Genomic DNA, 13,040 nt, shown 5'->3' with positions numbered 1-13,040 from the left:
GAGTAGCGGGATGGGTGGGCGGACCTTGCGCATTGTCCTGGACAAATCCGGGATAGCTGCCGTCGAGTTTTCCATGTTGCTGCCCATCCTGTGCCTCGTCTGCCTCGGCATCGCCGACGGCTGGTCCTACGTAACGAGTTACTTGCAGATGCGCGCGGGCGTTAAAACCGCGGCCAATCTCGTAATGGCCGGCGCGTCCAATGACACCGGAACGCAGGCGGTCGCGCTTTCGAGCTGGAACGACAAGCCCGAGGACGCCGCGGTCGTACTGGTCCGCTCCTATTTGTGCGGCGCCACGGTCGTGGATGCGACCACCATTTGCGGCGGAACGAAGCTGCCGACCGTCTTCGTCCAGATAACGGCGACGGGCACCTGGGTGCCCCCGTTTAACTTCGGTGTCTTCCCGGACCCGCGCGCGATCAGTCATCAGCAGGTGATCCGTGTCCGCTGAAAGGATCGGATCCAGGTGGCGCCGTGACTGCTCCGGCGCAGCCGGGCTGGAATTCGCCTTGATCGCGCCTTTCCTGGTGATGCTTTTGTTCGGAATCTTCGCCTTCGGCTGGGCCATGAATGCCGTGTCGACCGTCCGCTATACGCTGGAAACCTCTTCTCGGGCGCTGCAGCTGAACAACACGCTTTCGCAGAGCGACATCCAGGCCATCGCCACGCAGAAATTGGTGAATCTGGGTCTGCAGAACGTCATTGTGACGATCGCGATCGACCCTGCCAGCGGCGGCTTCAAGATGGCGCATCTGACCGCCAGCTATGCCTTCGTCATCGCTTTCCCGTATTTCGACCAGTATCCGATAAATTACGCCACGACCGTCACGGTGCCCCTGGTTGCCAGCTAGGATACGGCCGGCTTGGTTGAGTTGGCGGCCCTGTATTCAGCTTCCCAAGGCAATGCGTCGAATTCGGGCTTGTGCCCCGCTTCACGGTAGGCGGCCTGAGTGAGGAAACCTGCTTTGTCCCGCTCCACAACGCAGACAAACGGCGGATTCCCCGGGCACCTATAGACGCCTACAGCTTTTTCCATGCAACAGGTGTGCTACGGGTGCTCGAAGATGTCCTCCTTCATTGCGATGACAGAACAATAGAGAATATCTAGCGGTCCGGCATCACTGAAGGGTGCGGGTTCGTAAATTCGTACAACTCTTTTCATTGCGGAGAGAGTTTCGGCGAGCTTATTAATGTGTCGTTTGCCATTGCCTTTTCTGGGAGGCTGCGATGGTTGCAACGCCCATAGATATCGCTCGAGCGGCCACTACGGCCACCTTGCTGATGCGCCAGAAGTCCATGGCGGAACCCGCCACATTTCGCCGGGACATGGATCAATCGCGCAGGGCCATCCGAGCCTCACGCGAGCTTCTGAAGCGCCTTGGTCAACGTCGTCACGACGTGGCGCTAGGCTGGGAAGATGGCGGCCCGTCTACTGTTGCCGCCTCCGCGTTTCAAGCCGACGTTCTCCGCTCTGCATTCCGAGCCCTAGTAGGGGAAACGGGTACGCCTGAGTGTCAATGGCGCGATTTAGCCAAGGCCCTGGTGCGCGATTTGACTGGGTGCGAGCTGATCGAAACTGGCTGGTGGATTGGATCGTCAGCAAGTAGCCGCTGCCCGCCAGCGGCCCAGCAGCCGTCTGCGGGGACTTTGCAGCGGGCGCGCTGGGCCTGACCGGTGGGGCGGTGTGGTATCCGCCGGCTGGCGAACATATGCGCCTCCTGCCAACGCCAGCGAAACATCCAAACGAACGAGGCGATCTAACCGCGATCTCGCCATCCAAGGCCAACACATAGGCCGATAGCAAAGGCCCATAATTGCTGAGAGAACGAAAATGGCCGACGCCATGGTTGGGGAACCCGGGTGGGTAGGCGCCGGCCACAAGCGGAACAGGCCCGCCGCGCCACACACATGGCTGATTTGTCATCACGTGGTTATGGTGTGATCGCGTAGGGCTGCACCAGCGGAACTTAGTAAACGCCGCTTGGTAAGCGATCCTCGACGCGATCGTTCATCGCCAGGACATGCGGCGTGCACAAGACGTTGGGTAGCGAAAACAGCGGATCGTCGGTCTTCGGCGGCTGCTGGTCGAACACGTCGAGAGCCGCACCCGCGATTTGGCCATTGGCCAGCGCTGCTCGCAGGGCCGTGTAGTCGATCAGCGATCCGCGCCCGGTGTTGACGACGATGGCTGACGGTTTCATCTTCGAGAACGCGGCGGCGTTCAGGATGTGATGGTCAGGAAGTCGGATTGCTCCACCAGGGTGGAGAAGTCGACGAGTTCGACGGAGGCGCTTCCTTCAGGAAGGGATCGTAGGCAAGGATGCGGGTCTCCCAGCCGAAAGCCGTTGCGCCACGCCACGGCCGCTGCGGCCGAGGCCGAGGATGCCGACGGTGGCGCCGCGCCATGGGTCAGGCCGCGCCACCCGCCACGCCGCATGAATTCGGGCGTCCACGTGCCAAGTTGTTTGGCAACAGCCAGCATCAGGGCCACCGCGTGCTCGCTGACCGTGAAGATCCGAAAATCGTTCGGCGTACTCGAAACCAGAATGCCGTGCTCGGTGGCAGCGTCGAGGTCGATGCCGTCGATACCAATGCCGTATTTTTAGACGTACCGCAGTTCCGGAAGCGCCTGCATCACGCGCCTGGTGATGCGGGTGCCGCTTGCCCCATCAAGGCGACACAGCCATGTGCCGGGCAATCAGCTCATCCTCGGTAAAGCGCTTGAACGGCTTTCCCAGAGCGCATTGCCGAAAATGACGTTGACCCCACGCTCGCGCAGCCAGTCCAGCGAGGCGCCGGTTGGGTCGTAGCGTTCAAATGCGAGAACGCTGGGCAAGCCTTGAGCGCTCATGATGGTGGCGACCTCCTCAAATACCTTCGAATTGCTTCCGCTGTACGGCTGCCTTGCATCCGCTTCGGAAGGCTTTTCGGGCGCTTGTCCGCTTGAATCAACTGGCATCACACTTCGATGTCCGATCTTTCATTCTGTGGGTGACGGCAGCAGATCAACGAGCGGCACAAAATCCTCCGGCGAGTCATCAAGTGGCGGGGGTTCTTCCTCAGCCTCCTGCTTTGGCTCCACCATCAGGAGACCGACGACGACCAGAGCCAGAGAGGCCCAGGTCAGCGCTGGTATCGACTCTCCGAGCAACAGCATGCTCCAGCCTATGCCGGCGGCTGTCCCCGCATAGGCGTTCTGGCTGGCGAAGACCGCACCGGTGCTGGAGACTAGCAAAATGAAGAGCAGCATCGCCAAATTGCTGGCGGCAGCCATCAGCAAGACGATGACGCCAAGCCGACCAGCCAATAGACCAAATGGCACGAAGTCCTGACAAAAAGCGGCAAGTGGGATCAGCATCAAAACCGAAACAACTAGGGTCATGCCGAACAGGGCGACGTTATCGATTTTGGCGGGCTTGGACTCTGAGAGATAGATATCCTCGACTGCGTAAGTGACGGGGATTACAAGAGCGATGACAAACCACACCCAACTGGTGGCTATTTCTCCGGGCTCTCCGTACAGGAGGATGATGGAGATGCCGACGAGACCCAATCCAAGCCCTAAAAAGCGCTTCAAATTCGGAGCTTCGGTCCGCATCAGAGCGGCGAACAAGAAGACAGCAAATCCCTCGAGCACGATGACAATGGAGACGATGGAAGCTGGAAGCTTGCTTGCCACCCAGTACACCAGAACCTGGTTGATCACCGAGCTAATGAACGCAAAACGAAGGATGAACGTCCGATCGGCTCGCGTGAGATCCTTGATTCTTGGCATTGTCCGTCGCTTCAAACTAATCCCGATGCAGAACACGGCTCCGATAATGTCGATGAGGATTGCCAATCCGACCGGATGAGCCTCAACAAGCGAAGCCATCTTGGAAAGTGGAACGACGACGCCCCATAACCCGCCACATGCCAGCAGCAGTAGAGCGCCACGAAACGTGCGAATATTTTGCCGCATCTTTCGCTCTCGCTCGTAAACCTTCTGGGCCATTGTCGCGAACACTGTGGCAAGCTTGCCGAGACCATCTGTACGGCTTGCTACGTCGCGGATGCCAAGCTTCGAAGGATTGAACCGCCCGGTCTCCAATGTGGCGGCCGCCCTGGTCAGCTTGGCCACCTGCCGCAGATATTCCGTCTCAACGTCGCGGAGTCTTTTTTTCTCGATGCAGGTCTCAACACGAGCCTTGAGTAGAGCTAGTTCAAAGTCCTTTGGCAGAAAGTCTTCCGCGCCAAGCTCGATGGCGCTAATCACGCTGCCCATTTCTTCATCGAGGGCCGAAATGACGATCACCGGCAGATCGCGAGTGGCCCGCGAAGACTTGAGCGCCTTGAGCACTTCGAAGCCATCCATTTCGGGCATGACGATATCAAGGAGTACGAGGTCGAATGGATTCTGAGCAACCTGTTCAAGCGCCAGCTTGCCGCTTGCGACAGCGGTTGTTTCATGGCCGAGCGACTGGATGGCTTTGCTGAGTTTCAGGCGCACAGTGCCTGAGTCATCGACTATGAGGACGCGCGCACCTTCTGGTGCGCGAGCATCAGGTGATTGTGTCTCCGATTCTATGCTCATTCGGTTGTCCCCCTCGTTTCAAATCGGCAAGGCGAGAGCTTAGATCTCGGCTGGCCGTGTCACACGCGCCCGCGATGAGTTCCACTTCCGTCGCGGCCGCGCCGGGCATACTGTCGCGGCAGGATTGTTCCATTGCCGCGCAAAGCGCGGAAAGTTGGTTGGCGCCGAAGTCCCGCGCGCTTGATTTCAGCGTATGGGCAGCGCGGCCAAGACCTGAACGGTCGCCGGACTCCGCAGCCCGGCGCATCTGCTCGACTAGCAACGGGGATTCCTCCAGAAAACTCTCAATGAGTTCTGCAAGAGAGTCTTGATCCCCACCTATGAGATCAAGGAGCTTGTCTAGAGCGTCCTGCGCAACATCCATGACCGGACCTTTGTTGTCAGTTGTGTTGGTGGGCGCGTGTAAGAGAGGCGACCAACTCCTCCACGCGCAACGGCTTGCTTAGGTAATCATCCATCCCAGCTTCCAGGTAGCGCTCGCGGTCGCCGGCCATTGCATTGGCGGTAAGTGCCACGATGAAAGGCTGCAGCGAGTCCCCGGCGCCTGATGCGCGGATCAACCTTGTGGCTTCGAGCCCGTCCATGTCCGGCATCTCGATATCCATCAGGATGACATCGTGTTGGCCCTTGGCAAATGACGAAATCGCCGTCTCTCCATCCACCGCCAAGTCTACCTTGTAGCCAAGCCGTTCAAGCACCTTGGACCCAATCTTCCGATTGGTGATGTTGTCATCAACCAGCAGGATCCGAAGCGGCAATTTCGCCGCCATTTCGCTGTCGAGGGATGGTCCCTTGGGTTGATCAGGCTTGGCTGAACGCGTTGGAGCCACGGCAAAGACGGACATGAAAGCATTGAGGAGCGGCGAGGGTTTGATCGGCTTAGGAAGCATCGCCGCAAATTTGATGCTCTCGATATCTGCCTTGTTTCGCTCATCAAGAGGCACCAAGGAACTCAGCAATATCAGTGGAAGGTCACCTCTTTCACCAAGCCCACGCAATCGTTTGGCCAGTTTAATCCCGTCCATCTCTGGCATGTTCATGTCGAGCACGATGGCGTCATAATTTTCGCCGCTCGAAATCCTGCGCAATGCGTCCAGAGGCGACTCGGTCGTGTGTGGAATCATGGACCAGGATTGGGCTTGCAGAGACAGGATGCGCCGGTTGGTTGCGTTGTCGTCAACGATCAGCAGCCGCTTGCCTGCGAGTTCAACTTTTGCCAGCGACATTTGCGCCTGCCTGGGAGCGGGCGCAACGGCAGCGCGGATCGTGAAGAAGAATGTCGTACCCGACCCTTCAACACTTTCGACCCATACCTCCCCGCCCATCAGTTCTGCCAGGCGTTTGCTAATCGCCAACCCTAGCCCGGTGCCCCCGTAGCGCCGCGTCGTCGAGGCATCGACCTGGCTGAAAGACTTGAACAAGCGATCCAATCTGTCTTCGGGTATACCAATGCCGGTATCGCGTACTGCAAACTGCAGGGTGGAGAAGCCCTCTTCGCTTCCGCCATGGGGTGTCCCCGCGCCCTCAACTGCGGGCGGAACTTTCATCACCGACAGGACAATTTCACCCCGCTCGGTAAATTTCACAGCGTTGTTGAGGAAATTAAGCAAAATTTGTCGCAGTCTGGTGCTGTCTGCCACAATCCCGCCAGGAGTACCGGGCTCCACCAGGTATGCCAGGTCGAGTCCCTTCTCCGCGGTCTTGGAGGCCACCAGATCAATTGCGCTCTCAAGGCATTCCCGGAGTTCGAAGGGACTTGGATCAAGCTCCAGCTTGCCGGCCTCAACCTTGGAGAAATCGAGTATGTCGTTGATAATCGTTAGCAGGGCTTCGCCGCTGTTGCTGATCGTCTCGCTAATCTCGCGTTGTTCAGTGTCAAGCTTTGTACCAAGCAACAAGTTGCTCATTCCGATCACGCCATTCATTGGTGTGCGAATTTCGTGGCTCATCGTCGCCAGAAAAGAACTCTTCGCCTCATTTGCCGCCTCGGCCGCCTCTTTTGCCTGCTGCAGCGCCAGGGAAAGCTGTTTCAGCTCGGTAAATAGCTGCGCGTTATGGAGGGCCGCACCGGCATTGGCGGCAATGGTGGAAAGCAAGCGAAGCGAGTCATCGGTAAATATGCCCTCCCGCGTAGTGCTCTGAACACTGATAACTCCAAGCGTTCCTTGCGCGGTCTTGATCGGAACGCCGAGATAGGACAATGCATCCTTGCCGACGGGGGTAGCCCCGATCTGAGCTCCACGTTCCGCTACATCCTGATTGATCAGCAGCGGCTCGCCAGTCTCTATGATCTTGCTTGTCAGCCCCTCGCCAAGGGTTAGTGTGTTGAAGGCCTCGCCAAACTGATAGGGGAAATGGATTAGGTTGGTTTCCGGATCAAGCAGTGCGACGTAGACAATATCGGCATCAAAGATCTCCTGCATCTGGTTACCGATCAACTGGATCGTGCTGTCAAGTTCCGATTCCGCTATGAGCGCCTGACTAACCGTTCCAATGGCGGCAAGTTCGGCAGCGCGGGCTTCAGTCACCTTGAGCAGACGCTGAGTTTCATTGAATAGACGGGCGTTGGCGATGGCGACCCCCATGCTGGAGGCCACCGTCTGCAGCAGGCGCACGTCGTTTTCGTCGAACGCATGCTTCTGATAGCTCTGCACACTGAGAACACCCAGTGTTCCCTCACCAGACTTGATCGGCACGCCTATGTAAGAGGCAGTCCTATCCTCTTCGTGTGGAAAGTAGGCGCCAAGCTCTTTTCCTTCCTCAAGAGTGCCAAAAACAAAGGGCTCACCTGTTGTGATGATTTTCGAAGCTACTCCCATGCCCATTGGGAATGGATCGATAGCTCTATAGGTCCTAAAGTATGCATAAGGGACATGGATCAAGCCGGTTTCGCTATCGTGTAACAAAATTTCACTGACTTCGATGCCGAAAGCCTCCCGCACCTTGTCGCCTACCAAGCGAATAACAGTGTCCAGGTTAAGCGACTTCGTCATCGCTTCGCCAACGCTGTTGAGAATCGCCAGTTCTTTTGCGCGGTCCTCTGTCACTTTCAGCAGGCGCTGCGTCTCATCGAACAGATGTGCGTTGGAGATGGCTACGCCCATGCCGGATGACAGCCCCTGCAACAGACGCACATGATCTTCATTGAAGACATTCTTCTCGTAGCTCTGAACGCTGACGACACCCAAAATCCTGTCACCAGCGATGATCGGCACGCCCAAGTAGGATTCGGTCCTGTCATCTTCCGTAGGTATAAGTGCGCCCAGAGCAACGTGTTGCTCAGTCGAGCCCAAAACCAATGGCTTGCCTGACAGTATGACCTTGGACGTCAGACCTTCGCCCATCGCAAATGGCTCGGGGTCCTGATAGTCCCTGTAAAACGCATAGGGTACGGTGATCAGATCAGACTTCTCGTCACGCAGCAGGATTTCGGTGACGTCTGTTCCAAATATCTCGCGCACCTTGTCACCGACGATGCGCGTGACGGTCTTGACATTCAACGTCTTGGCCATTGCTTCGCCGACACTGTTGAGGATCGCGAGTTCTTTTGCGCGGTCCTCGGACACTTTCAACAGCCGCTGGGTTTCGTCGAAAAGGCGGGCATTCGAGATGGCAACTCCCATGCTCGACGAGAGAGCTTGCAAGAGACGCACGTGATCTTCGCTAAAGGCGTTCTTTTGGTAACTCTGCACGCTGACAACTCCTAGAGTTCTGCCTCCAGCGATGATCGGCACGCCTAGGTACGATTCTGATCGCTCCGCTTCGGTAAGTGCGATCACATCAAACTTGAGGGACTGCTCAAACGTATCAATAACCAGCGGTGTTCCAGAGAGAATGACCTTTGAGGTAAGTCCTGCGCCCAAAGTGAACGGCTCCACGTCCTGGTACTCACGATAGAATGAATACGGGACGGTGATGAGATCAGATACCTCATCGTGCAGCAGTATTTCCGTGATGTCCTCCCCGAATATCTCCCGAACCTTGTCACCGACGATGCGTGTGACAGTCTTGACGTTCAACGTCTTGGCCATTGCTTCGCCGACGCTGTTGAGGATCGCGAGTTCCTTTGCGCGGTCCTCGGTGAGGTCGAGCAGACGCTTGTTGTCGGCAGAAAGTTGACTGAGTTGAGTTGCCCCAGATGCTTTGGCGACTTCCAGCTCGGCAATGTACCGGTCCGCTGATTCGAGTCGACCAGCAAGGTCGATTTCGACTGAGCTCTGCATGTCGGCTGTCTCCCCCAAAAATCCGCCAAGAGTGCGAGCGGCATCCTTCCCCAACTGCTCATCATACATTAGCAAGCACTGTTACATGCCGCGCAGTTGATTGTCAGTACCCGGCCAGCGTCTTTGCGCAGCCATTAGCCTCTGATGTCCGCTTCTGCCACAAATCACCCAGTCCCGGTCATGAGAAATGTCCGCTTTCGCGAGCGGCCATGGGTGCCCGCTGAACCAGATGAGGCGCGAGGCGGTCATGCCCGATGTCACCTGCGAAAGTCTGCTTCGGGTCACGTCACGACGATGTTCGCACCGAATTAAAGTTCCGCTATTGAGGATCCGAAGCCCGAAGCTGTCAGTCCGCTTGCGGCCCAAAACCGACATCTTGACTGAATGTCAGAATCCAAGGGAAGACGAAGTCGGCTGTCACGCTGTTAGCTCTGCACCGAGGCTCCTATCGCGATCCGTCGCATCCAAAGTGTCCGACGCACGGCCATAGGATCGATCCACCGATGGACCTTTTACGTTGGCAATTCGCCGTTTGCAGCCGTATCTGACGCCTCGTTGAATTAAGGAAATCATCTCCTCCAAGTTAAGATTGCCAACCAGCGGTACCGCCCATTTGGTTTGAAACTAGGAAGCAATCTCGACAGAGACTAATTGTTCGAAACCTTCGAAAAGCGCTTCTGACAAGCCATGAACTTGACCAGGTTCAGGAATAACGCTACGCTAATCAGCGTATTAGCGTTATGAAAGGAAGCAGGATGGCGTTAGACGATAAGACTTTTGGCGGAGCGATAGCCGAAGCCCGGAAGGCAAAGGGGTGGAGCTTGAAGGATCTTGCGTCACGGGTTTTACGTGAGGATGGCGATGCCATCTCGCCTCAATATCTGAATGACATTGAACATGATCGACGCAGCCCCTCCTCGGATAGGATGGTGCAGCAATTCGCCGATGCGCTCGGGATAAATCAGGACTGGTTATATTATCTCGCGGGGCGGTTTCCCAGCGACGTTCGCGAGAAGGGACTTTCCCAGAAGCAAGTATCCGATCTCATGGTCGCATTTCGCGGCGGACCCGGAAGGGGAAAAGGCGGTTAGTCTCAATGGTCAAATATGTCGCGGACAAAACCGGACGGTTTTCGCAGAGGCCGCACTTCAAGCCGGAAGAGCTGGATCGGGAGTGCGAGTCCATCATCGCGGCTTTTCTCAGAGACCGCCACGGCAAGGCCGAGTTTCCGGTTTCCACGGAAGATCTTACTGTCTTGATAGAACGCGACACGGAATCGCTCGATGCCTATGCCGACCTCTCCGGCTACGGCACGAATGTCGAGGGCGCCACGATCTTTCAGCCGGGTCGCAAGCCGCGGGTGCTGATCTCTGACCGATTGCAACTGGACGACCATCGGGAGAACCGGCTCCGGACGACACTTGCTCACGAATACGGCCATGTTCGGTTCCATGCCTATCTTTGGGAAGCGGAACCGCCCGGGCCGGACCTGCTCCGACGCAATCCTAATGCCAACGTACAGATATGCTACCGCGACCGCATGCTTGACGCGGCGCAGACGGATTGGATGGAGTGGCAGGCGGGCTATGTTTGCGGCGCGCTGCTGATGCCCGTCGGCCCCGTCCGCGGGATCGTCCGCGCCTACTGCGAATCACACGGGCTTTTTGGCGTCATCGGCCAGAATGACGCGCACGGCCGCGCCCTGATCGAAACCTTGAAGGGTGCCTTTCAGGTATCGGGCGAAGCGGCCCGCATTCGGCTACTAAAGCTTGGAATCCTTGGATCCGCCAGCGCGGGACCTTCGCTCTTCGACACCACTCGCTAACTCGGTGCGCAAGCACGAACCGCACGCTTGACTCCTCTTATCATCTCCTTTACGCTTTTTAGCAGATCGGCGGATATGCGTCGCTAGCGAAACGGAGATCATGATGACCAAGAACCGAAACCAGCATGTTGTCTCCCGCCCTCGCGGCTGGGCCATGAATCCGGCCGGATCGGACCGCGCCTCGTCGATTCACGAAACGCAGCGCGAGGCTATCGACCGCGCCCGCGATATCGCACGCAACCAGAAAGGCGAGTAGTTCGTGCACGGCCGCGACGACCGCATTCGGGAGCGCGGCAGCCACGGCAACGATCCCTATGCCCCCAAGAACAGAACAAACTAACCAGATCGAGAAAGGAACAACGTTATGTCCGAGGAAGAAAAAGAGAAGGAGACGCACAAGATCATCGTCGATCGCCGGCCGCATGATTGGCATCAGCCATTCATCACCGGGGCCGATATCAAGCGGCTCGCCGGCGTCGATCAGGCGACGTTCGACGCATGGCAAGACGTCCCCGGGCCCGAGGACGTTCTCGTGGCGGACGATCGCAAGGTCGATCTGCGCGAGAGGGGCACGGAAAAATTCTTCACCGGCAAGAAGACGACGACGGAGGGCTGACTCATGAGTTTTCTGCCCACGCCTGATCGCGAATATCTGGAATCGAAGAGCGTCATCTTCGAGGAAGAGCAAGATGGCGGGCAGAAAGCCATCATACTAAAATCCGTTCCGTTGCCCTCGGGGCGTTTCGACGCGCCGGTCGCCGACATTCTAATCATCCTGCCGCCAGCCTATCCTGACGTGGCCCCTGACATGTTCCATCTCATGCCGTGGGTCCGGCTCGTCCCGGCCGGAAAATATCCGAACGCCGCGGATCAGCCGGTGATGTTCCAGGGGCAGAACTGGCAGCGCTGGTCGCGGCACAACAGCGAGTGGCGCCCCGGCATCGACGGTATCTGGACGATGCTCAAGCGTGTCGAGGACGCGCTGGCGAGGGCGGCATGACGACATTCAGCCTAACCATGACGGAAACGCATTCGCGCGAATTGCACGATCACCTGCTCCGGCCCAACGGTCACGAACATGCCGCCTACGTGGTGTGCAGGCCTTCGCGGGTCCGCCGCGATCCTTGGGATGGCGAGGCGCATGAACGGATGCTTGTCGTCAGGATTGTTCCCGTTCAAGATGAGCATGTCATTGTATCAACACCCATGATCATCTCATGGCAGACCGCCTCCTTCGTTCGCCTTCTCAAAGAGGCTGAGGCGGAAGGATACGTGGTCGGGATCATTCACAATCATCCGACGGGGATGGATTGGTTCTCGGAGCAAGACGACGCGAACGAGCCCGACCTTATGCGGATCGCCGTCAATCGGAACGGACCTCAATCGAGATTCTTCAGCTTGTTGTTGACCGCCGACAGCAAATTCGCGGGTCGTATGTGGTTGGCCCCCACGCCGGGTGCCTTCGTCCCGATGAGATCGATACGCGTGATCGGCGATCGGATCGGATTTCATTATCCCGGCCGGGGAAAAGGCGAAACCCCCACCGCCTTCCAGCGCCAGGCGCTCGCATTCGGAAACGCCCTGAACGCCGACTTGCGTTCCATGCGAGTAGGCGTCATCGGCTGCGGCGGAACAGGAAGCGCGACCGCCATGCTGCTCGCACGTCTTGGCGTCGGTCAAATCGTGCTGGTCGACAACGATATCGTTGACCGCACAAACTTGAATAGGCTGCACGGCTCGACACAAGGCGACGCGGACGCAATGACACCGAAGGTCGAGGTCGTCGCGCGCGAAATCGCGCGAATGGCGCTTGGCGTTCGGGTGGTTCCCATGGAAGCCTGGGTCGGTGATCCGGGATGCCGCGACGCCCTTCGATCGTGCGACGTCATTTTCGGCGCCACCGACGATCACGATGGGAGGCTGTTTCTCAACCGACTCGCTTACTATTATCTTGTCCCCGTGATCGACATGGGGTTGTCGATCGATGTCGGCGATGAGGACGTGCCGACAATTCACGCGCTGGACGGCCGCGTCAGCGTTCTCTATCCAGGCCACACCTGCTTGATCTGCCGCGATGTGATCAGACCGGTAATTGCCAGCGCGGAAGCGCTTCGACGGATAAATCCCGAGGAGTACGAACGCCGCAAGATCGAGGCGTATGTCGACGGTGGAGGAAATCCCGCGCCTGCCGTGGTGACGTTCACCACGGAACTTGCATGCATGGCCGTGAACGAGACGATTCACCGGCTGCAAGGCTTCCGGGGCGCAGAAGGATCGGCCGCCAACCGCGTGCGTAAGTTTCATCTCGGAGAAGACCGGCATCCCGGTCATCGCCCGCGCGAAGGCTGCCCGGTTTGCTCTTCATCAGCAATTTGGGGACGAGGCGACGAAGATCCGTTCCTCGGCCGGGCGGGTTAAC

Annotated in this window: 14 protein-coding genes; 8 read left to right on the top strand and 6 right to left on the bottom strand. The window is 57.8% G+C overall.

Translation table 11 applies throughout. The features are described 5' to 3' along the window. Both NKI32_RS02765 and NKI32_RS02760 read left to right on the top strand, forming a co-directional pair. The coding region (locus NKI32_RS02765) for a TadE/TadG family type IV pilus assembly protein (RefSeq protein WP_353001746.1) at positions 1 to 451 on the top strand (451 nt) is incomplete at its 5' end. Then, on the top strand, positions 441 to 851 hold the full coding sequence (locus tag NKI32_RS02760) for a TadE/TadG family type IV pilus assembly protein (RefSeq protein WP_023716265.1): 411 nt from the start codon (positions 441 to 443) through the stop codon (positions 849 to 851). The genes NKI32_RS02765 and NKI32_RS02760, both read left to right, overlap by 11 nt. A 1,116-nt stretch (positions 852 to 1,967) precedes the next feature. Here the strand turns inward: NKI32_RS02760 and NKI32_RS02755 are convergent. The 6 genes from NKI32_RS02755 to NKI32_RS02730 all read right to left on the bottom strand — a co-directional run bounded on the left by NKI32_RS02755 (position 1,968) and on the right by NKI32_RS02730 (position 8,796). Then, positions 1,968 to 2,201 (bottom strand): NAD(P)-dependent oxidoreductase, encoded by a 234-nt coding sequence (locus NKI32_RS02755; protein WP_353001744.1) that lies wholly within the window; start codon positions 2,199 to 2,201, stop codon positions 1,968 to 1,970. 20 nt (positions 2,202 to 2,221) lie between these two features. Next, entirely contained in the window at positions 2,222 to 2,548 is a 327-nt protein-coding gene (locus NKI32_RS02750; protein WP_353001759.1) for a Rossmann-fold NAD(P)-binding domain-containing protein, read from the bottom strand. A 150-nt stretch (positions 2,549 to 2,698) separates the two neighbouring features. Further along, a complete protein-coding gene (locus NKI32_RS02745) occupies positions 2,699 to 2,959 on the bottom strand; it encodes a hypothetical protein (RefSeq protein WP_023716260.1) in 261 nt (86 codons plus the stop codon). Between the two features lie 21 nt (positions 2,960 to 2,980). Then, positions 2,981 to 4,573, bottom strand: coding sequence for a response regulator (locus NKI32_RS02740; protein ID WP_353001743.1), 1,593 nt, complete (start codon positions 4,571 to 4,573; stop codon positions 2,981 to 2,983). Beyond that, on the bottom strand, positions 4,542 to 4,937 hold the full coding sequence (locus NKI32_RS02735) for an Hpt domain-containing protein (protein ID WP_023699256.1): 396 nt from the start codon (positions 4,935 to 4,937) through the stop codon (positions 4,542 to 4,544). The genes NKI32_RS02740 and NKI32_RS02735 overlap by 32 nt, the downstream gene beginning before the upstream one ends. Positions 4,938 to 4,953: 16 nt before the next feature. Next, positions 4,954 to 8,796: a GAF domain-containing protein gene (locus NKI32_RS02730; RefSeq protein WP_198020723.1), complete on the bottom strand. Its 3,843-nt coding sequence runs from the start codon at positions 8,794 to 8,796 to the stop codon at positions 4,954 to 4,956. Between the two features lie 740 nt (positions 8,797 to 9,536). Between NKI32_RS02730 and NKI32_RS02725 the strand changes: the two genes are divergently transcribed. From NKI32_RS02725 to NKI32_RS02700, 6 genes are all read left to right on the top strand, one after another. Then, entirely contained in the window at positions 9,537 to 9,887 is a 351-nt protein-coding gene (locus tag NKI32_RS02725; RefSeq protein ID WP_353001742.1) for a helix-turn-helix domain-containing protein, read from the top strand. Between the two features lie 5 nt (positions 9,888 to 9,892). Beyond that, entirely contained in the window at positions 9,893 to 10,621 is a 729-nt protein-coding gene (locus NKI32_RS02720; RefSeq protein ID WP_353001741.1) for an ImmA/IrrE family metallo-endopeptidase, read from the top strand. 100 nt (positions 10,622 to 10,721) lie between these two features. Continuing rightward, the gene (locus NKI32_RS02715; RefSeq protein WP_353001740.1) at positions 10,722 to 10,877 is read left to right on the top strand and encodes a DUF2188 domain-containing protein; all 156 of its coding nucleotides are present in this window, start codon (positions 10,722 to 10,724) and stop codon (positions 10,875 to 10,877) included. Positions 10,878 to 10,985: 108 nt separating this feature from the next. Continuing rightward, the gene (locus tag NKI32_RS02710) at positions 10,986 to 11,237 is read left to right on the top strand and encodes a multiubiquitin domain-containing protein (RefSeq protein ID WP_353001738.1); all 252 of its coding nucleotides are present in this window, start codon (positions 10,986 to 10,988) and stop codon (positions 11,235 to 11,237) included. Positions 11,238 to 11,240: 3 nt separating this feature from the next. Continuing rightward, positions 11,241 to 11,621, top strand: coding sequence for an E2/UBC family protein (locus NKI32_RS02705; protein ID WP_353001737.1), 381 nt, complete (start codon positions 11,241 to 11,243; stop codon positions 11,619 to 11,621). Beyond that, positions 11,618 to 13,039, top strand: coding sequence for a ThiF family adenylyltransferase (locus NKI32_RS02700; RefSeq protein ID WP_353001736.1), 1,422 nt, complete (start codon positions 11,618 to 11,620; stop codon positions 13,037 to 13,039). Before NKI32_RS02705 ends, NKI32_RS02700 begins: the two co-directional genes overlap by 4 nt. The last annotated feature ends 1 nt before the right edge of the window (position 13,040 follow it).

Source organism: Mesorhizobium sp. M0761 (assembly GCF_040320205.1).
GTDB lineage: Bacteria > Pseudomonadota > Alphaproteobacteria > Rhizobiales > Rhizobiaceae > Mesorhizobium.
The sequence above is the reverse complement of the archived record's forward strand: the minus strand, read 5'-3'. Positions and strand labels throughout refer to the sequence as shown.